The sequence below is a fragment of the Aeromicrobium piscarium genome, from assembly GCF_007421815.1.
Lineage (GTDB): Bacteria > Actinomycetota > Actinomycetes > Propionibacteriales > Nocardioidaceae > Aeromicrobium > Aeromicrobium piscarium.
In genome coordinates, this window is sequence record NZ_VLNT01000001.1 from 253,430 (window position 1) to 276,199 (window position 22,770).

21 protein-coding genes are annotated in these 22,770 nt (G+C 69.6%); 15 read left to right on the forward strand and 6 right to left on the reverse strand.

The window, feature by feature from the left end; all coding sequences use genetic code 11:
* Positions 1 to 7: 7 nt before the first annotated feature.
* The gene (locus FNM00_RS01305; RefSeq protein ID WP_143911209.1) at positions 8 to 739 is read left to right on the forward strand and encodes a DUF3027 domain-containing protein; all 732 of its coding nucleotides are present in this window, start codon (positions 8 to 10) and stop codon (positions 737 to 739) included.
* Positions 740 to 875: 136 nt separating this feature from the next.
* Here FNM00_RS01305 and FNM00_RS01310 read toward each other — a convergent pair whose 3' ends face one another.
* Entirely contained in the window at positions 876 to 1,238 is a 363-nt protein-coding gene (locus FNM00_RS01310; RefSeq protein ID WP_246065022.1) for a DUF2530 domain-containing protein, read from the reverse strand.
* 38 nt (positions 1,239 to 1,276) lie between these two features.
* On the opposite strand from FNM00_RS01310, the gene FNM00_RS18955 reads away from it, so the two are divergent.
* From FNM00_RS18955 to FNM00_RS01330, 5 genes are read left to right on the forward strand one after another with little or no spacing between them, the layout of a single operon-like run.
* The gene (locus FNM00_RS18955; protein WP_221933535.1) at positions 1,277 to 2,173 is read left to right on the forward strand and encodes an esterase-like activity of phytase family protein; all 897 of its coding nucleotides are present in this window, start codon (positions 1,277 to 1,279) and stop codon (positions 2,171 to 2,173) included.
* Positions 2,170 to 3,078 (forward strand): DMT family transporter, encoded by a 909-nt coding sequence (locus FNM00_RS18960; protein WP_221933536.1) that lies wholly within the window; start codon positions 2,170 to 2,172, stop codon positions 3,076 to 3,078. The genes FNM00_RS18955 and FNM00_RS18960 overlap by 4 nt, the downstream gene beginning before the upstream one ends.
* Before the next feature lie 45 nt (positions 3,079 to 3,123).
* Positions 3,124 to 4,560 (forward strand): NCS2 family permease, encoded by a 1,437-nt coding sequence (locus FNM00_RS01320; protein WP_143911210.1) that lies wholly within the window; start codon positions 3,124 to 3,126, stop codon positions 4,558 to 4,560.
* A gap of 29 nt (positions 4,561 to 4,589) precedes the next feature.
* The gene (locus tag FNM00_RS01325; RefSeq protein WP_143911211.1) at positions 4,590 to 5,108 is read left to right on the forward strand and encodes a gamma carbonic anhydrase family protein; all 519 of its coding nucleotides are present in this window, start codon (positions 4,590 to 4,592) and stop codon (positions 5,106 to 5,108) included.
* Between the two features lie 54 nt (positions 5,109 to 5,162).
* Positions 5,163 to 6,497: an APC family permease gene (locus FNM00_RS01330; RefSeq protein ID WP_143911212.1), complete on the forward strand. Its 1,335-nt coding sequence runs from the start codon at positions 5,163 to 5,165 to the stop codon at positions 6,495 to 6,497.
* Here FNM00_RS01330 and serC read toward each other — a convergent pair.
* A complete protein-coding gene (serC, locus tag FNM00_RS01335) occupies positions 6,481 to 7,596 on the reverse strand; it encodes a phosphoserine transaminase (protein WP_143911486.1) in 1,116 nt (371 codons plus the stop codon). The two genes, FNM00_RS01330 and serC, sit on opposite strands and share 17 nt — an antisense overlap.
* Positions 7,597 to 7,699: 103 nt before the next feature.
* On the opposite strand from serC, the gene FNM00_RS01340 reads away from it, so the two are divergent.
* Both FNM00_RS01340 and scpA read left to right on the forward strand, forming a co-directional pair.
* On the forward strand, positions 7,700 to 9,496 hold the full coding sequence (locus tag FNM00_RS01340; RefSeq protein WP_143911213.1) for a methylmalonyl-CoA mutase subunit beta: 1,797 nt from the start codon (positions 7,700 to 7,702) through the stop codon (positions 9,494 to 9,496).
* A gap of 50 nt (positions 9,497 to 9,546) precedes the next feature.
* On the forward strand, positions 9,547 to 11,676 hold the full coding sequence (gene scpA, locus FNM00_RS01345) for a methylmalonyl-CoA mutase (protein ID WP_240190562.1): 2,130 nt from the start codon (positions 9,547 to 9,549) through the stop codon (positions 11,674 to 11,676).
* A 27-nt stretch (positions 11,677 to 11,703) separates the two neighbouring features.
* On the opposite strand, the gene FNM00_RS01350 is transcribed toward scpA, so the two are convergent.
* Complete coding sequence (locus FNM00_RS01350; protein ID WP_143911215.1) at positions 11,704 to 12,462, reverse strand: class I SAM-dependent methyltransferase; 759 nt, start codon at positions 12,460 to 12,462, stop codon at positions 11,704 to 11,706.
* 43 nt (positions 12,463 to 12,505) lie between these two features.
* On the reverse strand, positions 12,506 to 12,760 hold the full coding sequence (locus FNM00_RS01355) for a hypothetical protein (RefSeq protein ID WP_143911216.1): 255 nt from the start codon (positions 12,758 to 12,760) through the stop codon (positions 12,506 to 12,508).
* 116 nt (positions 12,761 to 12,876) lie between these two features.
* On the opposite strand from FNM00_RS01355, the gene meaB reads away from it, so the two are divergent.
* Together meaB and FNM00_RS01365 are read left to right on the forward strand one after the other, a co-directional pair.
* A complete protein-coding gene (gene meaB, locus FNM00_RS01360) occupies positions 12,877 to 13,848 on the forward strand; it encodes a methylmalonyl Co-A mutase-associated GTPase MeaB (RefSeq protein WP_221933537.1) in 972 nt (323 codons plus the stop codon).
* A 17-nt stretch (positions 13,849 to 13,865) separates the two neighbouring features.
* Positions 13,866 to 14,846 (forward strand): M28 family metallopeptidase, encoded by a 981-nt coding sequence (locus tag FNM00_RS01365; protein ID WP_143911218.1) that lies wholly within the window; start codon positions 13,866 to 13,868, stop codon positions 14,844 to 14,846.
* Here the strand turns inward: FNM00_RS01365 and FNM00_RS01370 are convergent.
* Entirely contained in the window at positions 14,838 to 16,250 is a 1,413-nt protein-coding gene (locus tag FNM00_RS01370; protein ID WP_143911219.1) for a CapA family protein, read from the reverse strand. The two genes, FNM00_RS01365 and FNM00_RS01370, sit on opposite strands and share 9 nt — an antisense overlap.
* A 311-nt stretch (positions 16,251 to 16,561) precedes the next feature.
* Positions 16,562 to 17,668 carry a citrate synthase 2 gene (locus FNM00_RS01375; protein ID WP_143911220.1) on the reverse strand — a complete coding sequence of 369 codons (1,107 nt, stop codon included), beginning with the start codon at positions 17,666 to 17,668 and terminating at the stop codon, positions 16,562 to 16,564.
* A 37-nt stretch (positions 17,669 to 17,705) separates the two neighbouring features.
* On the opposite strand from FNM00_RS01375, the gene pdxH reads away from it, so the two are divergent.
* The 5 genes from pdxH (at position 17,706) to hemC (ending at position 22,753) form a co-directional block, all read left to right on the forward strand.
* The gene (gene pdxH, locus FNM00_RS01380) at positions 17,706 to 18,344 is read left to right on the forward strand and encodes a pyridoxamine 5'-phosphate oxidase (RefSeq protein ID WP_143911221.1); all 639 of its coding nucleotides are present in this window, start codon (positions 17,706 to 17,708) and stop codon (positions 18,342 to 18,344) included.
* Between the two features lie 24 nt (positions 18,345 to 18,368).
* Positions 18,369 to 19,640, forward strand: a complete 1,272-nt coding sequence (locus FNM00_RS01385; RefSeq protein ID WP_221933538.1) for an MFS transporter — start codon at positions 18,369 to 18,371, stop codon at positions 19,638 to 19,640.
* Positions 19,641 to 19,753: 113 nt separating this feature from the next.
* A complete protein-coding gene (locus FNM00_RS01390) occupies positions 19,754 to 20,455 on the forward strand; it encodes a redox-sensing transcriptional repressor Rex (RefSeq protein ID WP_342778529.1) in 702 nt (233 codons plus the stop codon).
* 76 nt (positions 20,456 to 20,531) lie between these two features.
* On the forward strand, positions 20,532 to 21,830 hold the full coding sequence (locus FNM00_RS01395) for a glutamyl-tRNA reductase (protein ID WP_143911223.1): 1,299 nt from the start codon (positions 20,532 to 20,534) through the stop codon (positions 21,828 to 21,830).
* Positions 21,827 to 22,753, forward strand: a complete 927-nt coding sequence (gene hemC / locus FNM00_RS01400) for a hydroxymethylbilane synthase (RefSeq protein WP_143911224.1) — start codon at positions 21,827 to 21,829, stop codon at positions 22,751 to 22,753. Before FNM00_RS01395 ends, hemC begins: the two co-directional genes overlap by 4 nt.
* Positions 22,754 to 22,770: the final 17 nt, after the last annotated feature.

Sequence of the window (22,770 nt, forward strand, 5' to 3'; positions counted from 1 at the left end):
TTGAACGGTGAGCATCTCGACGAGCGATATCGCGCGCACCGCCCTGGACGAGTCGGTCGACGACGGCTCGGTAGGGGACCATCTCGGCGCGACCGACGAGGCGACCGGACTGCTCACGGAGCGCTTCGCGTGCACCCTCCCGGGCTACATCGGGTGGTACTGGGCCGTCAGCCTCTCGACGGTGCCGGACTCGTCCCCGACGGTCAACGACATCGTGCTGCTGCCCGGTGACGACGCGATAGTGGCCCCGGCCTGGACCCCTTACCGCGACCGGATCCAGCCCGGTGACCTGAGCCCCGGCGATGTCCTGCCCCCGGAGGAGGACGACATCCGTCTCGCCCCGGCCTGGTTCGTCGGCGATGGCGACGGCGAGGGCGTGGTCGATCGACACTTCGCCCGCGAGATCGGGCTGGGTCGCGAGTGGGTGCTGTCGTTGGAGGGCCGCGAGGAGGCCGCCGACCGCTGGTACGGCGGCGAGCACGGTCCGGACACCCCCATGGCCGAGCAGGCACCGGGTCGTTGCGGCAGCTGCGGCTTCCTCATCAGCCTGAGTGGCGACCTGGCCGATCGCTTCGGTGTCTGCGGCAATGGCACGGCCAATGCCGACGGGCGCGTCGTGGCGTTGACGCACGGCTGCGGTGCCCACTCCGGATCGCGACCCAAGCGATCGACGTCCGCGACCGCGCTGCCCGACCCGGTCGTCGACACCATCAAGGTCGACGAGCTCGAGGGCTTCTAAGCCACGCCCCCGGTGAGTGACGCACCTCTGCACGATTCGGGCGGTGGGCTACGCACCTCTCAGCTCGCCCGAGACGTGCGTAAGTCACCGCCCCTCGGTCGACCCGATGGCGACCCCGAGCACGTCTCCGCGGCGGTCACTTGCGGCGGCGGCCTCCGGCAGGCGGACGCTGACGAGCCGCGGCGAGCGCGTTGCGCCGACGGCGGCAGTACTCGATGCCGATCAGTCCGAGTCCGAATCCGGCGAGCGCCGCCCAGAGCCACCACTGCGTGCCATTCTCGCGCAGCGTGCCCCAGAACGGGATGAGGGCGACCGCCGCGACGGCCCACAGGATCGTGCCCACGGTCATCGTCCGGACACCGTCGACGTCCATCGGCTGCACCTCGGCCACCCGGTGCGTCGTCTTGCCGATCTCGATCTCGGTGATGTCCGGGTGCCCCAGGTTGTGGCGACGGGCGGCACGATCCGTGTCCGGCGCTGGATCACTCTCAGGGCTCACACCCCCACCCTACCCAGCGGTGGGGGATGATGGACGCGATGAACCCACGTCGTCGCCGGATGCTGATTCCGGGATTGCTGATCGCCCTGCTCGTGGTGGCGGCGATCGCCTCGTTCACCGGTCGCGCGGAAGGCGCGGAGGAGCGGCCTGTCAGCCGGATGAGCGATCCGCGGATCACGGAGTCCAGCGGACTGGCGGTGAGCCGCGCGCACGACGACCTCGCCTACACCATCAACGACTCGGGTCACGACCCCGTCGTCTACGCGGTGCGGATCAGCACCGGCGAGACCGTCGGCGTCACCCGTCTCGACGCGCACATGACCGACCCGGAGGCGCTCGCGCTCCACGACGGCACACTCTGGGTCGCCGATACCGGCGACAACGCCGCCGTACGCGACGAGATCGCGCTCCTGGCGCTGCCGGAGCCGGGACCAGGCGATCGGTCGGTGACTCCCGACCGCTATCGCGTCACACTCGACAGCCCCGCCGATATCGAGGCACTGCTGGTCGATGGCGCGGGAGTGCCGCACCTGGTCACCAAGGTCATCGGGTCAGGCGCCGTCTATCGACTCGACGATCTCTCCACGGAGAGCCCGGTGGCAGCCGCACGTCTCGACATCACAGCGCCGCCTCTGGTCACCGATGCCGCGTTCGCCCCCGACGGCTCTTCCGTCGTGCTGCTGACCTATCTGGGCGTGCACGTCCTCGACGCCGATTCCTGGCGGACGCGGGCGACCCTGCCGCTCCCTCCGCTCGAACAGGCCGAGACCATCGCCTACACCGACCCGTTCCATGTGCTGGTGGGCAGCGAGGGCGAGAACAGCCCGCTGTACCGGGTGGTTCTCCCCGCGGTCGCGTCCCGGGAACTGGCCGCCGTACCCGGACTCGGGCTCCTGGTCCTGCTGGTCGCGAGGCTCAGCGACCAGATGCGGTGAATCCCTACCTCGCCGTGCTGCTGGCGGCGGTGTGCTTCGGTACGACAGGAACCGCCTTGGCGCTCGGGCCCGACGATGCGACCTCCTTCTCCGCGGGTGTGGCCCGGGTGGTCCTCGGCGGTGGCGTACTCGGAATCGTGGCATGGGCGACCAGCCGCGGGACACGCCTTCCCCGGTCGCCGCGCTCGAGCGCGCTGATGGTGGTCGGTGCGGCCGGCGTCCTGGCCTACCAGCCGGCCTTCTTCCTCGGAACCACGAGCAACGGCGTCGCGATCGGCACGGTCGTCGCCCTCGGCAGCGCCCCGGTCATGACTGGAGCACTGGAGTGGCTCCTCACCGCCCGTCCGCCCTCGCCCGTCTGGTTCGCGGCCACGCTCATCGCCACCGTGGGAGTCGTGCTCCTGTCGGGAGTCCTCGACACCGCCGCCGGAGTCTCCGCGCTCGGGCTCGCGGGATCCCTCGGCGCGGGACTGAGCTACGCGGTCTACACCTTGTCGGGCAAGGCGCTCATCGACGGGGGTCTCACACCGCGAGCCTCGATGGGCACCATCTTCGGCGCGGCCGCCGTCCTCGGGCTGCCGCTGCTGGCCTTCGCCCACACGAGCTGGATCGCCACCGGCGGCGGCGTGGCGACGATCCTCTGGCTCGGGCTCGTGACCACGGTCGTCGCCTATCTGCTGTTCGGTCATGGTCTCCGGGCGCTGCGGGCGTCGACCGTCTCGACCCTCACACTCGCCGAGCCCCTGACCGCGACCGTGCTCGGCCTCCTGGTGCTCCGCGAGAAGATGAACCTCTCCGCCGCGCTCGGGCTTGCGGTGATCGCGGTGGGCATCGGCGTGCTCGGCTTCGGCGGACGCGCCGGGGGACGCGACGAGCCGACCCCACGGCGAGCCCCGCGCCGGTGACCGGGACAATGGTCCGGTTGTCATCCTTCGCACCATAGGAGAGCCATGACCGGCGTCCTGGACCGTTACTTCAAGATCTCCGAGCGCGGCTCGACCATCCCGCGCGAGCTGCGCGGCGGTCTCGTCACGTTCCTGACGATGGCCTACATCGTGGTCCTCAACCCGATCATCCTCGGCGGTGTCGCCGATGCGGAGGGCAACTACCTCGGCGGCGACTCCGAAGGCGCCAATATGGCCGCCATCGCAGCAGCCACCGCCCTCATCGCCGGCCTCATGTCGATCATCATGGGACTCGTCGCGAACTTCCCGCTCGCCCTCGCCGCCGGCCTCGGCCTCAACGCCTTCGTGGCCTACGCGGTCGCCACCGAGATGACCTGGGCCGATGCGATGGGCCTCGTCGTCATCGAAGGCATCATCATCCTGGTCCTGGTGCTCACTGGCTTCCGTAAGGCGGTCTTCGACGCCGTGCCACGGCAGATCAAGACGGCGATCGCCGTCGGCATCGGCCTGTTCATCACGCTCGTCGGCCTAGTGAACGCGGGCTTCGTCCGCACCACCGGACAGGGATCGCCGCCGGTCGGACTCGGCATCGACGGGGTGCTGCACGGCTGGCCCGTGCTCGTCTTCTGCATCGGCCTGATCGTCATGATCGGCCTCTACGCCAACGGTGTACGCGGCGCGATCCTCATCGGCATCATCGTCACCACAGTGCTCGCCGGCATCGTGCAGGCCGTCACCGACACCCCGGGCTCGAATGGGGATCCCTTCAGCACCGGCTGGAACCTGAACGTCCCGGGCATCCCCGACTCGATCGCGGCGGTCCCTGACCTTTCCCTGCTCGGCGAGTTCAACCTCCTGGGCTCGTTCGACAAGGTCGGTGTCGTCGCGGTCATCCTGCTGATCTTCAGCCTGCTGCTCGCCGACTTCTTCGACACCATGGGCACCATGACGGCGGTCGGCACCGAGGCCGGACTGAACGACGAGGACGGCGCGCCCATCAACACGCAGCGCATTCTGGTGATCGACTCCATCGCCGCGGCCGCCGGTGGCGCCGCGAGCGTCTCCAGCAACACCTCGTACGTCGAGTCGACCGCGGGTGTCGGCGACGGCGCGCGCACCGGGCTCGCCAGCGTCACCACGGGCGTGCTCTTCCTGTTCTCGATGATCTTCACGCCGCTGGTGGGCGCCATCCCCAATGAGGCGGCCGTCGCGGCACTCGTGCTGGTGGGCTTCCTGATGATGACCCAGGTCACCGGCATCGACTGGGACGACATCGAGATCGCCATCCCGGCCTTCCTCACGATCGTGCTCATGCCGTTCACCTACTCCATCACGGTCGGCATCGGCGCGGGCTTCCTCGCTTTCGTGTTCTTGAAGCTGGTGCGCGGCAAGTTCCGCGAGGTGCACGTGCTGATGTGGATCATCGCGATCCTGTTCCTCGCCTACTTCCTTCTCGGCCCGCTCGGCGATCTGCTCCTGTGATCGCCCGGGCGGCGCGATAGCGTGCTGCCATGTTGATCGCACTGGGAGACAAGAAGCCTCAGGTCGCCGATTCGGCCTTCGTCGCGCCGAACGCCACGCTGGCCGGGTCGGTCATGGTCGAGGAGGGGGCGAGCGTCTGGTACGGCGCGGTCCTGAGAGCCGACAACGAGCCGATCACGATCGGGAAGAACGCCAACGTGCAGGACAACTGCGCGTTCCACGTGGACGTCGACAAGCCCGTCACCCTGGGCGAGGGGGTCTCGGTCGGCCACGGTGCGATCATCCACGGCGCCACGGTCGGTGACTTCGTGCTGGTGGGCATGGGCTCGATCATCATGAACGGCGCGGTGATCGGCGAGGAGTCGCTCATCGCTGCGGGAGCCCTGGTGCCCGAGGGCATGGAGGTGCCGCCACGCTCCCTCGTGATCGGTGCCCCCGCGAAGGTCCGCCGCGAGCTGAGCGATGCGGAGGTCGAGCGGCTCCACCTCAACGCCGCGGTCTATGAGAACCACCGCGACCTGCATCGAGACGGCACCGTCCTCGACTGACTGGTCCGAACTCGCTGGGGTGCGGCGGCGTCATCGGCAGCGCAGCATGTCCATATGGCTTCCACCGACGACGCACCGGCGTCCTCCGGCGAACCGAAGACCCGACTGAGACGGGGCATCACACCGCTGTTGTTGTTCGTCTTCATCCTCGGGGACGTGCTCGGAGCCGGCGTCTATGCCCTGATGGGAGAACTGGCCGCCGATGCCGGCGGCGTCATCTGGTTGCCGATCCTGATCGCCCTGGTCATGGCGCTGCTGACGGCCGCCTCTTATGCGGAGCTGGTGACCAAGTACCCGAAGGCGGGCGGCGCGGCGATCTTCGCGCAGCGTGCCTTCGGCAACCGATTGGTCTCGTTCCTCGTCGGGTACTGCATGCTCGCGGCCGGGGTGGTCAGCGTGGCCGGTCTGGCCGTGGCCTTCGCCGGCGACTATCTCGGCACCTTCGTGTCCGTGCCGGTGGCGGTCGCGGCGCCGCTGTTCCTCGCCCTCGTCGCGCTGCTCAATGCTCGCGGCATCAAGGAATCGGTGCGCTCGAATCTGGCGATGACCGCCGTCGAGTTCGGCGGACTCGTCCTGGTCATCGTGCTCGTGGGCATCGCGGTCGGTCGCGGCGGGGGAGAGGTCTCGCGCGTTACCGAGTTTCCGGAGGGAGACGGGATGGTCGGTGCGGTCCTCGCAGCCGCCATCATCGCCTTCTACAGCTTCGTCGGCTTCGAGACCTCGGCCAATGTCGCCGAGGAGGTGCAGGACGTCTCGCGGGTGTATCCCAAGGCCCTCTTCGGCGCCCTCGCAGTGACCGGCGCCGTCTACGTGCTGGTTGCCCTCGCTTCCAGCACGATGCTGCCGTCCGACGAGCTGTCCGGATCGAGCGGGCCCCTGCTGGAGGTGGTGCGGGCGACGGGCATCGGACTCCCGGCGTGGGTCTTCAGCCTGATCGCCCTGGTCGCCGTCGCCAACGGCGCACTGCTGACGTCGATCATGAGCTCGCGACTGACCTATGGCATGGCGGAGGAGGGCCTGCTTCCGGCGGCGCTGGCGAGGGTACTGCCGCACCGGCGGACCCCCTGGGTGGCGATCGTGGTCACCACGGCGATGTCGATGGTCCTGGCGGCATTCGGCACCTTGGCCACGTTGGCGGAGACGGTGGTCCTGTTCCTGCTGTTCGTGTTCATCTCGACGAATCTCGCCGTACTCGTCCTACGCAAGGACTCGGTGCCGCACCGCCACTTTCACGTCCCCCGCGCGATCCCGGTGCTGGCACTGGTCAGCTGCGCGGTGCTGCTGACCCAGCAGACCTGGCACGTGTGGCTGCTGGGTCTCGTGCTCGTCCTCGTGGGCGTGTGCGCGTACGTGCTCCAGCGAGCGGTCTCCTCTACCGGTGCTCGATGACGTAGTCGATGCAGCGGGTCAGCGCGGTGACGTCGTCGGGATCGATCGCGGGGAACATCGCCACACGGAGCTGGTTACGGTTCAGCCCGCGATAGCCGGCCACATCGACGATGCCGTTCTCGCGGAGCGCTGCCACCACCTCGGCCGCCGGGATCTCCTCGGAGAGGTCGACGGTGCCGACGACGAGCGAGCGCTCCGCCGGGTCCGGTACGAAGGGCGCGGTGTGCTCGCCGGCCTCGGCCCAGGCGTAGAGGCGGCGGCTGGACTCCCGGGTGCGTGCGACGGCCGCGTCGAGGCCACCGAGGCCGTTCAGCCATCGCACCTGCTGGTCGAGCAGGAACAGCGTCGCGATGGCGGGGGTGTTGTAGGTCTGGTTCTTGCGCGAGTTGTCGATGGCGACGGGCAGATCGACGAAGCCCGGGATGTGGCGCCCCTCGGCCTTGATCCGCTCGGCTCGCTCGATCGCGGCGGGGCTCATGATCGCGATCCACAGGCCGCCATCGGAGGCGAAGGACTTCTGCGGGGCGAAGTAGTAGACATCGGTCTGCGCGATATCGACGGGCAGGCCCCCGGCGCCGGACGTCGCGTCGACGACGACGAGTGCCTCCGGGCCGGCTCCGTCAGGACGCAGGACCGGGACCATGACGCCCGTCGAGGTCTCATTGTGGGCCCAGGCGTAGACATCCACCCCGGTCTGAGCCGTGAGCGCCGGATGCGTGTACGGCTCGGACTCCGCGATCACCGGGTCCTCGAGGAAAGGCGCCCGGGCGACGGCGGTGGCGAACTTGCGGGTGAACTCCCCGTGGACGAGGTGCAGGCTCCGGCGCTCGATGAGGCCGAACATCGCCGCGTCGAAGAAGGCGTGTGAGCCGCCGACCCCGAGCACCACCTCGTATCCCTCGGGAAGGCCGAAGAGGGAGGCGAGTCCCTCGCGGACCCGGCCGACGAGGTCTTTGACGGGAGCGGCGCGATGGGAGGTCCCGAGCAGCGACGTGCCGGTGGCGGCGAGTGCCGCGAGGGCCTCCTCACGGACCTTGGAGGGACCGGAGCCGAAGCGTCCGTCGGCGGGCAGCAGTTCGGCGGGAAGGGGATCTGACATCGGCACGTCTCGGACTCTACCGCCGGTTCGCGGGACGGTCCTCGTACAGGGTGACCGGGACCTCACTGATCATCGCTCCCGCGCGGTTCCGTACGATGCCGCCATGGCACCCGACTCCACGATCCGCCTGGCCGAGGGCGTGCACCACGACCTCGCCGAGTGGGAGAAAGCCACCGCGGCTGTGCTGCGCAAGAAGGGCAAGCTCGCCGAGGAGGCCCCCGACTCCGATGTCTGGGATCTGCTCGCGACGCGCACGCTCGACGGCATCAGCGTCACGCCGCTCGGCACTCCTGCGCTCACCGATGACCTCCCCTATGCCGGTCTGCCCGGCCAGTCGCCGTTCACCCGCGGCGCGGCGGCCGCCCGCACCGAGCTCGACGGCTGGGACGTGCGGGGCTGGTTCATCGATCCGGACACCGATGCCGAGCGGGTGAGCGCCGAGCTGGAGAACGGCGCCAACTCGCTCTGGCTCGCGGTGGGCCCTGAGGGCATCGAGGTCGATCGCCTCGCCGCTCTCCTGGAGCCCGTGTTCGTCGACCTCGCCCCGGTGGTGCTGGACGCACCGACCGACCCGCGCGGTGCGGCGGCGGCGCTCCTGGAGGTCGTCGAGGACAAGGCGGTGCAAGCCCACGCCGGCACCAACCTGGGGGCGGACCCGTTGGGCGCTCTCGTGCGAGGACGCGGCGACACCGGCCTCGATGTCGTGGTCGATCTCGCCCGGCTGGCCAAGGAACGCGGTGTCCGCGGCGCCGTGGTGGATGCCACGGCGGTCCACGAGCTCGGCGCCTCCGATGTGCAGGAGCTCGCCTACGCGCTGTTCGCCGGGGTCACCTATCTGCGCGCTCTCACCGACGCCGGGTTGAGCGCCAACGAGTCCGCGGAGCAGCTGGAGTTCCGCCTCGCCGCGACCGACGAGCAGTTCGCCACCATCGCCAAGTTCCGCGCCGCCCGCCGACTGTGGGATCGGGTGGGCCAGCTCAGCGAGGTCACCGAGCCGGCCCGAGCCCAGCGTCAGCACGCCGTCACCTCGCGACCGATGATGTGCCGTTACGACTCGTACACCAATATGCTGCGCACCACCGTGGCCACCTTCGCGGCCGGTGTCGGCGGGGCAGATGCCGTGACGACCCTGCCCTTCGACGAGCCGCTCGGCCTGCCGACGCCGTTCAGCCGGCGCATCGCGCGCAACACCTCCGCTCTGCTCGTCAGCGAGTCCCATGTGGCGGCTGTGACGGATCCGGCCGGCGGTGCTCACGCGGTCGAGAAGCTGACCGACGACATCGCCCGCGCGGCGTGGGAGTTGTTCGGTGACCTGGACGCCGCTGACGGCGTGGACGCCGCTGTGGACCTCCTGCGTTCGCGGATCGACGAGACGGTGGCCGATCGGGCCCTCGCGATCGCCCGGCGCAAGCGTCCGATCACCGGGGTCAGCGAGTTCCCGAATCTCGCCGAGACGCTCCCGGACCGTGCTCCCTATCCCGTCGCCCCGGAGGTCTTCCGTTACGCCGGGGAGTACGAGGAGATGCGCGACGAGCCGTCCGAGCAGCCGGTCTTCCTCGCCACGATGGGTCCGATCGCCCAGCACACGGCCCGGGCGAGCTTCGTCATCAACCTGCTGGCCGCCGGTGGGATCCACCACGGCATCGCGGGCGCGACCGATGGTGTCGACACGGTCGTCGCGGCCTATCGCGAGGCGGGACAGCCCGCGGTCGTGTGCCTCGCCGGCACCGACAAGGCCTACGCTGAATGGGGCACCGATCTCGTGGCGGCGCTGCGTCAGAACGGTGCCCGTCATGTCATCGTGGCCGGCAAGAACGAGGTCGGTGCCGATGACGCAGCGGCGATGGGCGTCGATGCCCTCGCCTTCCTCCGCCGCACCCGGGAGGTGCTGTCCGCATGACCATCCCCTCCAGTTTCTCCGGTCTGCCGTTCGATCCCGAGCAGCCGTCGATGCCCGATGCCGGGGCCTACGCCCGGGCCACCGACGGCGCCGAGCCGTGGACCGCACCCGAGGGCATCGACGTCAAGCGCCTCTACACACCCGAGGACCTCGCCGGAGTCGACGCTCTCGACACGTACCCCGGTCTGACGCCCTTCCTGCGCGGCCCGTACCCGGCGATGTACACGACGCAGCCCTGGACGATCCGCCAGTACGCCGGCTTCTCGACCGCCGAGGAGTCGAACGCCTTCTACCGCCGCAACCTCGCGGCCGGCCAGAAGGGCCTGTCGGTCGCCTTCGACCTCGCGACCCACCGCGGCTACGACTCGGACAATCCACGGGTCGTCGGCGATGTCGGCATGGCGGGCGTCGCGATCGACTCGATCTACGACACGCGCAAGCTCTTCGAGGGCATCCCGCTGGACCAGATGAGCGTCTCGATGACGATGAACGGCGCGGTGCTGCCCGTCATGGCGCTCTACATCGTGGCCGCTGAGGAGCAGGGCGTCGCGCCTGAGCAGCTGGCCGGGACCATCCAGAACGACATCCTCAAAGAGTTCATGGTCCGCAACACCTACATCTACCCACCGGCGCCGTCGATGCGGATCATCTCGGACATCTTCGCCTATACGGCCGCCAAGATGCCGCGGTTCAACTCGATCTCGATCTCCGGGTACCACATCCAGGAGGCCGGGGCGACCAACGACCTGGAGCTCGCCTACACGCTGGCCGACGGCGTCGAGTACATCCGCGCCGGCCTCGATGTCGGCCTGGACATCGACGCCTTCGCGCCCCGGCTGAGCTTCTTCTGGGCGATCGGCATGAACTTCTACATGGAGATCGCCAAGATGCGCGCCGCGCGCGCGATCTGGGCGAAGCTCGTCGGTCAGTTCGATCCGAAGAACGCCAAGAGCCTCAGCCTGCGTACCCACTCGCAGACCTCCGGCTGGAGCCTCACGGCGCAGGATGTCTTCAACAACGTCCAGCGCACCGCGATCGAGGCGATGGCCGCGACGCAGGGGCATACGCAGAGCCTGCACACCAACGCCCTCGACGAGGCCATCGCGCTGCCGACCGATTTCAGCGCCCGCATCGCCCGTAACACCCAGCTGCTGCTGCAGCAGGAGTCGGGCACCACCGACATCATCGACCCGTGGGGCGGCTCGTACTACGTCGAGCGGCTCACGCACGACCTCGCCGCCCGCGCCTGGGCGCACATCGAGGAGGTCGAGGCCGCCGGCGGCATGGCCAAGGCGATCGAGGAGGGCATCCCCAAGATGCGCGTCGAGGAGGCCGCGGCGCGCACGCAGGCCCGCATCGACTCCGGCCAGCAGGCGGTCATCGGCGTCAACACCTATCGCGTGCCCGATGACGAGCCGGTCGAGGTGCTCAAGGTCGACAACAAGTCGGTGCTCCAGCAACAGCTCGCCAAGCTCGACCGGCTGCGCGCCGAGCGCAGCGAGGACGACGTGCGCCGCACGCTCGAGGCGCTCACCAACTCCGCCGAGCGCGGTGCGGGTCGCGACGGCTCGCTGGACGGCAACCTCCTGGCCCTCGCGGTCGATGCTGCACGCGCCAAGGCCACCGTCGGCGAGATCAGCGACGCGCTGGAGAAGGTCTACGGGCGCCACCAGGCGGTCATCCGTACCATCTCGGGTGTGTACCGCAGCGAGTCCGGAGGATCCGGTGACGTCCAGCGCGTGCTGGAGGCCACCGATGAGTTCGAACAGGCCGAGGGCCGCCGTCCGCGCATCCTGGTCGCCAAGATGGGCCAGGACGGCCACGACCGCGGCCAGAAGGTCATCGTCTCGGCCTTCGCCGACATGGGCTTCGATGTCGACGTGGGCCCGCTGTTCTCGACCCCCGAGGAGGTCGCGCAGCAGGCGGTCGACGCCGATGTGCACATCGTCGGGGTGTCCTCGCTGGCGGCCGGCCACCTGACCCTGCTTCCCGCGCTCAAGGCGGCGCTGGCGGAGCTGGGCCGCGAGGACATCATGGTGGTCATCGGCGGCGTCATCCCGCCCGATGACGTCCCGGCACTCCGCGAGATGGGTGCGGCCGAGGTGTTCCTGCCGGGCACGGTCATCGCCGAGTCGGCGTTGTCGCTGCTCGACAAGCTCCGCACCCAGCCGCAGAACTGATCGGGCGCGGCATCGCCCGGCGCCCGATCAGGGCGAACGGCGCCTGAATCGGTCGGCGGTGTCGGCGATCTTCTGGCGCAGCGCGTCCAGTCCCGTGAGAGGTTCGGCCGCGACGCGCTTGTTGGTGCCCTCGCGATTGTCGCCCTTCTCGAGGATCACCAGATTGTGGAAGCAGTGGAGGCCCTTGATCGTCAGATCGGTGGGCGTCGGCCGGTAGTGCTGGTCCAAGTACTCCTCGTAGTTGAGGCCGTCGACGAGATCCTTGACCAGTGCCATCGTGGTGGAGGGGTCGTGGCGATCCCGGCTGCCTCCCCAAGCGGGCCAGTAGGACGTCTGGGTGTCCTCGATCGCGTAGAGACCGTCGAGGGGGAGACGCTCGAACAGCAGCGCGAAGGTCTCGCGGATGTGCTCGGGACGATGGCTGCCGTCGTCGATGACGACCTTGATATCGGGGAAGTCGGCGAAGATCCGGTCGAGCACCTCGGGGTCGACCTGACTGCCCTGGTAGACGTGGACGCGGTCGCCGGTGACGAAGGACTTGTCCTCGATGTCGAGGCCGATGATCTGAGCCCGGGGGAAGAAGTCGCGCCACATGCGCAGGGAGGCGCCGCCCTCGCCGGACTGGGCGTACCCGCCGATGCCGATCTCGAGCAGCGTGAAGGTCTCCTCCCGCAGATGCTCCAGGAAGCGTTCGTAGTGCGGGGTGTAGCGATGCATACCCCATTTGTCCGTGCCGTGGGTGGTGGCCAGCTCGGTCAGACTCGGCCCCGGTTCGGAAGCGCGCATGTCGACACCCTAGACGGCCGGACCCGAACGTGCCGGGAGATCATCAGCCGGCATCGGGGAAGACGCGGCGGGCGATCGCCTGGACATCGCGGTCGAGGGCGTCGATCTTGGCGCTCAGCCGGGTCTCCATCGCTCCCATGTCGGCGCGTAGGCCGGTGGCCAGTCCGCTCATCTCGGCGCGCACGCCGCCGATTTCGGCGGGGATGAGGCGGGTCACCATCACGCCGAAGAGCGTGAGCGTGCCGAAGAACGCCGTGATGAAGGTGGCGATCAACGTCCAGGTCTGGGCTTCGGTCATGGCGTCCTCCTCGACTACCAGTGTGACTGACGTGCCGGAGTCTGCCAATGAGGTGGTGATCAGGGAAGCGGCATCGGTGGGCGCCTGTGGACAATCGGCAGCCTAGACTCGGGCGCGTGGTCGACATCGCTGCTCTCGCCGAAGGTGTCCGCTCCGGTCAGCGGGGGGCGGTGGCACGCGCGATCACCCTCGTCGAGTCGCGGCGGGCCGATCATCGAGCCGCCGCGCGGGAACTGCTGACCGAGATCGCCCCGGAGGCCGGGGGAGCCGTACGCGTCGGGATCTCCGGTGTCCCGGGGGTCGGCAAGTCCACCTTCATCGAGGCCCTCGGTCGCCACCTGACCGGACGCGACCTGAAGGTCGGAGTGCTGGCCGTCGATCCCTCCAGCGTCCGCACGGGCGGCTCGGTCCTGGGGGACAAGACGCGCATGGCCTCGCTCGCGACCGATCCGAAGGCCTATATCCGTCCCTCGCCGAGCGCGGGCACCCTGGGTGGCGTCGCGCGGGCCACGAGCCAGGCGATGACGATCCTGGAAGTCGCCGGTTACGACGTGGTCCTCGTCGAGACCGTCGGCGTCGGTCAGTCGGAGATCACCGTGGCGGGCATGGTCGACACCTTCCTCTTCCTGACGATCGCCCGCACCGGCGATCAGCTCCAGGGGATCAAGAAGGGAATCCTGGAGATCGCCGATGTCATCGCGGTCAACAAGGCCGACGGCGAGCGGGCGAAGGAGGCCGAGGTGACCGCCCGCGAACTCTCGGGAGCCCTGCGTCTCGTCTATGCGGGCACCCAGGGATGGGTGCCGCCCGTGCTGACCTGCTCGGCCCTCGAGATGACCGGTATCGACACGGTCTGGAGCCGGATCATCCGGCATCGCGAGTTCATGGGATCCAAGGGACTTGCCGAGAAGCGGGCTCAGCAGCAGCTGGACTTCACCTGGGCGCTCGTCCGTGACGAGATCGACCAGCGCCTGCGCACCGATGAGAATGTCGCGGCCGTCCGTGAGTCCCTGCGCGAGCGGGTCCTGGCGGGTGAGCTGCCCGCCGTTGCCGCGGCCGACGAGATCCTCCGCGCCTACGACAGCTGAGCATGATGGACTGAGGTATGGACCGCTCACCGCGACCGCTCCTCGTGAGGTCGCTGTCCTGTGTGCTGGTGCTCGGGCTCGTGCTGCTCGGTGCGTGCACCGGATCGGACACCGACGAGGCGCCCTCACCGAGCGAGCAGACCACCGCATCGCCTGAGCCCACGACGCCCGCCCCGCCTCCGGAGGCCGACGCGGAGCGCATCCTGGCCGATATCAGCCATCTCGCCGAGACGATCGGCCCTCGGCACGGCACATCAGAGGCCTATGGCGAGGCGGCGGACTGGGTGGAGGAGCGACTGACCGGGCTCGGCTATGAGGTGAGCCGCCAGCAGGTCGACGCCCCCGCGGGCACCACCTGGGGCGTCGACGTCCCCGCCGGGGACTCGCCCAATGTCATCGCCGATCGCCCGGGAGCATCCCCGACCGACCCCCACGTGGTGGTCGGAGCCCATCTCGACACCATCCCCGTCGCGCCGGGTGCTGAGGACAATGCCTCGGGGGTGGCGGTCATGCTGGAGCTGGCGCGAGTCGTGGCCGAGGCCGAGGTGCCGGTGCGCTTCGTGGCCTTCGGCGCCGAGGAGCCGCGCGGGCCGGGGGACGCCCTCCACCATTTCGGGTCGCAGCAGTATGTGGCGGCACTCGGTGACGACGAGCGAGCGGCGATCACGGCGATGGTCGCGCTCGACCGGGTCGGCGTGCCGGGGCCGGAGGTGCCGATCTGCTCCGGCGACTCCCCGAACGGCACCATCGAGGTCCGCGACCAGCTCGCGGCCGCGGCGACCGACGGCGGCGTGCCCCATACGGTGTGCGGGGGCAACACGACGAGCGATCACTGGTCCTTCGACAAGGCGGGGATCCCCGCCGCGCGGCTCGGATCGATCCCGTACGCGGGTTATCACTCGCCTCAGGACACCGTGGAGGTCGTGGACCCGGCGCAGGCCGGGCGGGTGGCGGCCATCATGCGCGGGTGGCTGCTGGAGAACGTGGCGTCACCGTAGGCCCGCATCGTAGGGAGGGGCGCTTGCCTGGCGGGCGAGCTCCAGGATCGCTGTGGCCCGTTCCCCGTCAACCAGCCGTGGCGTGAAGGCGTCGTCGATGACGTAGGGCAGCGGTCGCACATCCAGGACCTGTTCGGCGGTGGCGATGATCTCCACGAGGACGCCTGCCTGTGTCTCCTGCATGAAGTCCATGTCGAACACCAGGTTGCCGAGCGAGTGCACGACCGTGGCCTCCCCGTGCTGCTCCCAGCCCTGCACCCAGTGCGGGTGGCCGCCGACTACCACGTCGGCGCCTGCGTCGGTGAACGCACGGGCCATGTCGTGCTGACTCTGCTCGGGCACGTTGGTGTACTGCGTGCCCCAGTGCGGCACGACGACGACCAGGTCCACCTGACCGTCGAGGGCGGAGATGTCCGTCGTGGCTCGTTCGAGGGCGCTGCCGTCGATCTGTGGGCCGGTGCGAGGAGGGGCGTCGATCCGGTTCGTACCCGGAGCCGCCTCTGTCGCTGCTGGTGTCTCGCCGATCGAGTCTGTGGCGTAGAAGCCAACCCGTAGGCCGGCTGCGTCGACGATCGCCGGCTCGCGGGCACTGGTGAGATTCTCCCCGGCGCCGACGACGGAGAAACCCGCATCGCGCAAGAGCCGGAAAGTGGTCAGCATCGGCTCCGTGCCGTAGTCGCCGATGTGGTTGTTGGCGAGTCCGATCACATCCACCCCGGCGGATCGCAGCCCGTCCAGCACCCCCGGGTCGGCCCCGAAGGAGTCCGTCCCCTGCTGGGGCGGGCCGTCGGTCGAGAGCGTCGACTCGAGATTGACGAAGGTGGCATCGGCGGCCGCCAGCGAATCACCGACGCCCGTCCACACGGCCTCCAGGTCGCCCCGTTCGGAGATGGCCTCGCCGACGCGTCGTCCCAGCATCACATCGCCACCGACCATCACGCTGGCGCTCGGCCTCTGGTTCCGTTCGCCGTTCGCCACGATGGGGTAGTCGTCGTGGCGGAGCGGGTCGCGGCCGTCGACACGGGCGAGGTCGACGGTCGGCCGTACGCGGTCGGCGGGCACGAGGGCGACGACGGAGGGATCGGCGACGACCTCGTCGAGCGCCGCGTCGGCGGTCGCCATCTGCTCCCCGCCCACGGCGTCGACCTCGGCATGCAGGAGGCGAAGCGGTTGGTCGTCTCCTCCGATCTGCGACCAGGACATCACCTCACCGGCTGCCAGGCGTCGTGCGGTCTCCTCGTCGAGGTCGACGGCGGGCCGGGCCAGCGAGATCGCGATAGCCAGGTCGACCGAGGGACTCGGCGTCGGCTCCGGCGGCGAGTCGTCCTCCCTCGAGAGACATGCGGTAAGCACGCCGGCGAGCGCGAGGATGGTGACGGGCGCTGCTAGGAGCCGCGGTCTCATCCATCGAGGCTAAGAGATTCCGCCAGTAGGCACCACGTGCTGCGCCGCTCCGTGGCCGCGTCGCCGAGGTGGCGTCACCCGCAGGGCGACCCCGGGTGTGGTTTCGATGTGCTGTGGGGTACCTCGCCGGACGGAGTCCTTCGGGCGATGGCAGAGCGTTTCCACGGCACGGCAGCCGACGAGCCGCGTCTCGGTATGTGGTCACTTCGCGGAGGTACTAGTCATTAAGGACTAGTCCGGGCTACTGTAAGTCTCAGAACAGCAGAAAGGCCCGGCCATCTCGGGGGGATGGCCGGGCCTTTGCTGTGGGATCAGGCGGTCGCCCAGGCCGGGTTCCAGCCCGCCACCTCGTCGGCACGACGCTCGGCCGGCCCGGTGTAGATCGACGACGGACGGATCAGCCGGCCCGTGCGCTTCTGCTCGAGGATGTGCGCGCTCCAGCCGGCAGTGCGGGCCGAGGTGAACATCGCGGTGAACATGTGCGGCGGGATCTGGGCGAAGTCGAGGACGATCGCCGCCCAGAACTCGACATTGGTCTCCAGCACCCGGTCCGGACGTCGCTCGCGCAGCTCCGCCAGCGCGGCCTGCTCGAGAGCCTCGGCGACCTCGGCGCGCGGGGCGTTCAGCTCCTTGGCGGTACGGCGCAGTGTGCGGGCACGGGGATCCTCGGCCCGGTAGACGCGGTGGCCGAAGCCCATCAACCGCTCGCCGCCGTCCAGCAGCCGCTTGACGTAGGCGCGGGCGTCGCCGGTCCTCTCGACCTCCTCGATCATGCCGAGGACTCGCGAGGGGGCACCGCCGTGCAGCGGGCCGGACATCGCACCGACGGCGCCCGACAGGGCCGCCGCGGCATCCGCGCCGGTGGAGGCGATGACCCGCGCGGTGAAGGTCGAGGCGTTCATGCCGTGCTCGGCCGCCGACACCCAGTACGCATCGATCGCCTTGGCGTGGTCAGGGTTCACCTCGCCGCGCCAACGGGTCAGGAAGCGTTCGGTGATGGTGTCGCACTGATCGATCTGTGCCTGCGGCACCATCGGCTGGCCGACACCGCGCGCCGCCTGAGCGACATAGGAGAGCACCATCACCGCCGTGCGCGCGAGATCGGCCCGGGCCTGCTCGTCGCTGATGTCGTAGAGCTGTCCCATGCCCCACTGGGGCGCGGTCAGGGCGATCGCGCTCTGGACATCGGCGCGGATATCGCCGGAGTGGACCGGGATGGGGAAGGGCTCCGCGGGCGGGAGGCCGGGCTCGTAGGCGCCGTCGACCAGGAGTCCCCAGATCTTCTCGAAGGGTACGCGGCCGACGAGATCATCGATATCGACGCCGCGGTACCGAAGCGCCGATCCTTCCTTGTCGGGCTCCGCGATCTCGCTCTCGAACGCGATGACACCCTCTAGTCCGTGATGCACTTCAGTCATGTCTGCATTGTGCCTTGCATGTGCCTACGGTGTGGACATGGACTCCGCTGACTTCACCGCGCTGCGGCACGAGTACGAGGCCGCCGGGTTGAGCGAGCAGGACGCCGGCGACGACCCGGTCGCCCTCTTCGAACGCTGGCTCGCGGACGCGATCGGGGCCGGTCTCGATGAGCCGAATGCGATGGTGCTCGCCACCGCGACCCCGGAGGGCATGCCCTCGGTACGTACCGTTTTGCTCAAGCAGCTCGACGAGCGCGGGCTCGCGTTCTTCACGAGCTACACCTCGCGCAAGGGCCGCGAGCTCGCGGCCAATCCCCGAGCCGCCGTCGTCATGCCCTGGCACCCGCTGCAGCGGCAGATCCGTGTCGAGGGGGCGGTCGAGCGCATCGATCCGGCGGCGTCCGATGCCTACTTCGCCGCCCGGCCCCTCGGCAGTCGTCTCGCGGCGATCGCCTCGCCCCAGTCCGAGCCGGTCGGTGACCGCGACGAGCTCGAGCGCCGCTATGCGCAGGTGGAACGAGCCGGAGCGGAGGTCGAGCGTCCCGAGTCGTGGGGCGGCTATCGGATCGGCTGGGAGACGGTGGAGTTCTGGCAGGGTCGGCGCAATCGCTTCCACGACCGCGTGCGGTTCCGTCGTGAGGACGGACGGTGGTCCAGGGATCGCCTAGCGCCCTGACCGTCGCGTGGCAAGATCGATCGGGTGTCCGCTCGCTCGGTCCTGCCCGACCTCACCCCGCTTCGCGTGTCACCGGCGTACCGGCGGCTCTGGACGGGGCAGACCATCTCGGCGTTCGGTCAGCAGATGGCCCTCGTGGCGATCTCCTTCGAGGCGTACCACCTGACCGGCGAGTCCTTCGCGGTCGGGCTCATCGGCCTGTTCGGGCTCCTGCCCCTCGTCCTCGGTGGTCTCTACGGCGGAACGCTCGTCGATGCCTTCGACCGCCGGAAGGTGGCGCTCGTCTCGGCGCTCGGGCTCTGGGCCTGCTCGCTCGCGCTCGTGGCGCACGTCCTGGCCGGTTGGGAACGGGTCGAGGTGCTCTACGCGATCGTCGCGGTGCAGTCGGCGATGTTCGCGGTCAACAACCCGGCGCGCGCGGCGATGCTGCCGCGCCTCCTGCCGATGAAGGTCCTCCCCGCCGCCAACGCCCTCGGCATGGCCTCTTTCACGCTGAGTTTCACAGTGGGTTCGCTGCTGGGCGGCAGCCTGATCGCGGCCGGCGGCGTCCGCTCGGTCTACATCGTCGACGCGGTGCTGTTCACGGCGGCGATCTACTCGATCCTGCGGCTGCCCTCGCTGCCCCCGGGTGAGCGCGCACCCGTTCCCGGGTTCCGCTCGGTGATCGACGGTCTCGGGTTCCTGCGCCAGGCGCCGAACCTGCGGACCTCGTTCGTGCTCGACATGTGCGCGATGGTGCTCGCGCAGCCCCGCGCCGCCTTCCCGGCGCTCGCCGCGACGGTCTACCTCGCCGGAGGCAGAGGAGCGGACGGTGCCTGGGTGCTGGGCCTGCTCCAGGCGGCTCCCGCGATCGGGTCCTTCCTCGCCTTCTGCGTCTCGGGATGGATCAGCCGGGTGCATCGTCACGGAGTCGCCATCGTCGTCGCGGTCCTGGCGTACGGAGTCGCGGTGGCGCTCGCCGGTGTGACCGCCATCGGACTGCCGGGCGCGTTGTGGCTCGGGGTCACGCTGCTTGCGCTCTCCGGATCGGCCGACATGGTCAGCGCCGCGTATCGCTCGACGATGCTGCAGACGGCGGCGCCCGATGAGATGCGCGGACGGATGCAAGGCGTGTTCACGGTCGTGGTCGCGGGCGGGCCGCGTCTCGGCGACTTCCTGATGGGCTCGCTCGCGAGCATCTTCGGCGAAGGCCGGGCCATGGTGATCGGCGGTGTGCTCTGCGTGGCGGGCGTGGGACTCGCGGTGCTCAGCGCGCGTCGATTCCTCGCCTACGACGCTCGGCACCCCATGCCGTGATCAGCGCGGCATTCGCTCGATTTTGTGAACGCCTTCACCAACTCGTAGACTGTCGAAGCGCCTTCTGACCGGCCTTCCACTGGTCGCATCGAGTCGATCGGCGCAGGAGTACCGTGACCATTCTTCCGCGTAGATCCCGGCTGACGGGTGCCTCGAGCAGCGACCGAGGCCTCCCCAACGCTACCGTCGCTCGGCTGCCGCTGTACCTGCGGGCGCTGACCCAACTGCGATCCCAGGGGTCACAGACCTGTTCGTCCGATCAGCTCGCCGAGTCCACCGGCGTCTCCTCGGCGAATGTCCGCAAGGACCTCTCCCACCTGGGATCGCACGGCACCCGGGGAGTCGGCTACGACGTCGACCATCTGCGCGCCGAGATCGCTCAGGCCATCGGGCAGACCCAGGACTGGAATGTCGTCCTCGTCGGTGCCGGCAACCTGGGTACGGCCCTCGCGGCCTATCCCGGCTTCACCTCGCGTGGCAGCCGCATCGTCGCTGTCGTCGACGCCGACCCGGCACGGGTCGGCGAGCAGGTCGGGGATCTCTCCATCGAGTCGATCGACCAGCTCGAGACGATCATCACCGAGCGGTCGGTGTCCATCGCGATCGTCGCGACACCGGGCCAGGCCGCCCAGGATGTCGCCGACCAGCTCGTCGGCGCGGGCGTCACGAGCATCCTCAATCTCGCGCCCGTGGCCCTCAGGGTGCCCGAGGGCGTGGACGTCCGCCAGGTCGATGTCGCGGCCGAGCTGCAGATCCTCGCCTACCACGAGCAGCGCAAGGGCCACCCGCGCGAGGAAGCGGAGGTATCCCGATGAGCGAGCGCAGCGAGCGAACGATGAGGCTTCTCATGCCGGTATCGGCCTATCGTGTTCTTCTTCAGGCGGTGGCGGCATGAGCGTTCTGGTCGTGGGGATGTCCCACAAGTCGGCGCCGGTGGACCTGCTGGAGCGGGTAGCGCTGGACACCGACTCCTCGGTCAAACTGTCGCATCGGGTGCTCGAGAACGAGTATGTGAGCGAGTCCGCGATCATCTCGACCTGCAACCGGGTCGAGGTCTACGTCGAAGCTGAGCGCTTCCACGGCGCCGTCGACGAGGTCTCGCGTCTGCTGGCCGAGCACTCGGGGCTGACGCGCGAGGAGCTCGTCCGCCATGTCTACGTGCACTACGACGAGGCTGCCGTCGCGCACCTGTTCGGTGTGGCGTCCGGCATGGACTCGATGATCCTCGGCGAGAGCCAGATCCTCGGGCAGGTGCGCGACGCCCTCTCCTCGGGCCAGGCCGAGTCCACGGTCGGGTCGGCGCTCAACACGCTCTTCCAGCAGGCATTGCGGATCGGCAAGCGCGGTCACGCCGAGACCGGTATCGACCGGCTCGCGCCGTCGATCGTCACCGCCGGGTTCGACGCCGCGGGCGATATCGTCACCGCGCCGTCCTCGCGGATCCTCGTCGCGGGCGCCGGCACCATGGCGAGTCTCGCGGTGCGCACGCTCGTCGACCGCGGCGTGGAGCCGCAGCGCATCTGGGTCGCCAATCGCACCTTCCAGCGGGCCTTCGAGCTCGTCGCCGCCTACGGAGTCAGTGCGGTGCGCTGGGAGGCGCTCGATGTCGAGCTCTCCGCGGCCGATGTCCTCATCACCTGCACCGGTGCCGCCGGAACGGTCTTCGATCGCGAGCGCATCGGCGCGGCGGCGGGGGACCGCCCGATGAGCGTCATCGACCTCGCGCTGCCGCGCGATGTCGCCGGAGACGTGCGCACGCTGCCCTCCGTCGAGGTCGTCGACCTGGAGGTGCTGGCCGCCCAGGCGGCCAATGCCGAGCTCGCCGACGACGTCCGCCAGGTGCAGGGCATCGTCGCCGACGAGGTCCGCAGCTTCCTGGCCGCCAAGAACGCCTCGAAGGTGACCCCCACCGTCGTCGCTCTGCGGGGCATGGCGACGGAGGTCGTCGCGGCCGAGACCGAGCGCGTGCTGGCGAGGCTCGGCGACGATGTCGACGACGACACCCGTCGCGAGGTCGGCCAGGCGCTGCGCCGTGTGGCCGAGAAGCTCATCCACGCCCCCACGGTGCGCGTCAAGGAGCTGGTCGACGGCCCGGAGGGCCTGACCTACGCCGACGCGCTGGCCGATCTCTTCGCCCTCGACCAGACCACCGTCCGAGCGGTGACCGCGGTGGGAGGTGAGCCCTCGTGACGACCCTGCGGCTAGGGACCCGCGGCAGCCAGCTGGCCGTGACCCAGTCCTCGCACATCGCCGATCGGCTGCGCGCCGAGACCGGTGCCGATGTCGAGCTGGTGACGATCAGCACGCTGGGCGACCGCTCCAGCGCGCCGCTCAGCACCTTCGGCGGTCAAGGCGTCTTCGTCGCCGCCGTGCGCGACGCGCTGGCCTCGGGCGAGGTGGATCTCGCGGTGCACTCGCTCAAGGACCTCCCGACCTATGCCGATCCGCGACTCACGCTGGCGGCCATCCCGCAACGCGAGGATCCGCGCGATGCGCTCGTGGCGCGCGATGGCCTGACCCTCGCGGAGCTCCCGGCCGGCTCGCTCGTCGGCACGGGGTCACCGCGCCGTGTGAGTCAGCTCAACGCCCTCGGTCTCGGTCTGCGGATCACCGGCCTGCGCGGCAATGTCGACACGCGCATCGGCAAGATGACCTCCGGTGAGCTCGACGGCGTCGTGCTGGCCCGGGCGGGGCTCGCCCGCCTCGGCCGCACTGATGAGATCACCGAGGCCATCGACCCGATCCAGATGCTCCCGGCGCCCGGACAAGGGGCGCTCGCCTGCGAGTGCCGCGCCGACGATGCCGACACCCATCGCCTTCTCAGCGTTCTCGACGACCCGGACACCCGGGCCGCCGTCAGTGCTGAGCGCAGCCTCCTCGCCACCTTGGAGGCAGGCTGCAGCGCTCCGGTCGGAGCGCTCGCCGAGATCGTCAACGAGGGCGAGGAGCTGTGGCTCCGCGCCGTCGTCGGCGATATCTCGGGATCCCCATCCATCCGCCTGTCCGCCAGCGGACCTCCCTCCGAGGCCGTGGCGATCGGTGAACGTCTCGCTGCCGAGATGCTCGCTGAGGGCGCCGACCGACTGGTCCAGGCCAGTACCCCAGCCCCATGACCGCCCGGCAGACCACG

Coding starts and splice junctions, on each gene's coding strand:
- FNM00_RS18955 (WP_221933535.1), top strand. CDS start 1,277: ATGAACCCACGTCGTCGCCGGATGCTGATTCCGGGATTGCTGATCGCC.
- FNM00_RS01320 (WP_143911210.1), top strand. CDS start 3,124: ATGACCGGCGTCCTGGACCGTTACTTCAAGATCTCCGAGCGCGGCTCG.
- FNM00_RS01325 (WP_143911211.1), top strand. CDS start 4,590: ATGTTGATCGCACTGGGAGACAAGAAGCCTCAGGTCGCCGATTCGGCC.
- FNM00_RS01330 (WP_143911212.1), top strand. CDS start 5,163: ATGGCTTCCACCGACGACGCACCGGCGTCCTCCGGCGAACCGAAGACC.
- serC (WP_143911486.1), bottom strand. CDS start 7,596: ATGTCAGATCCCCTTCCCGCCGAACTGCTGCCCGCCGACGGACGCTTC.
- FNM00_RS01340 (WP_143911213.1), top strand. CDS start 7,700: ATGGCACCCGACTCCACGATCCGCCTGGCCGAGGGCGTGCACCACGAC.
- scpA (WP_240190562.1), top strand. CDS start 9,547: ATGCCCGATGCCGGGGCCTACGCCCGGGCCACCGACGGCGCCGAGCCG.
- FNM00_RS01350 (WP_143911215.1), bottom strand. CDS start 12,462: ATGCGCGCTTCCGAACCGGGGCCGAGTCTGACCGAGCTGGCCACCACC.
- FNM00_RS01355 (WP_143911216.1), bottom strand. CDS start 12,760: ATGACCGAAGCCCAGACCTGGACGTTGATCGCCACCTTCATCACGGCG.
- FNM00_RS01365 (WP_143911218.1), top strand. CDS start 13,866: ATGGACCGCTCACCGCGACCGCTCCTCGTGAGGTCGCTGTCCTGTGTG.
- FNM00_RS01370 (WP_143911219.1), bottom strand. CDS start 16,250: ATGAGACCGCGGCTCCTAGCAGCGCCCGTCACCATCCTCGCGCTCGCC.
- FNM00_RS01375 (WP_143911220.1), bottom strand. CDS start 17,668: ATGACTGAAGTGCATCACGGACTAGAGGGTGTCATCGCGTTCGAGAGC.
- pdxH (WP_143911221.1), top strand. CDS start 17,706: ATGGACTCCGCTGACTTCACCGCGCTGCGGCACGAGTACGAGGCCGCC.
- FNM00_RS01395 (WP_143911223.1), top strand. CDS start 20,532: ATGAGCGTTCTGGTCGTGGGGATGTCCCACAAGTCGGCGCCGGTGGAC.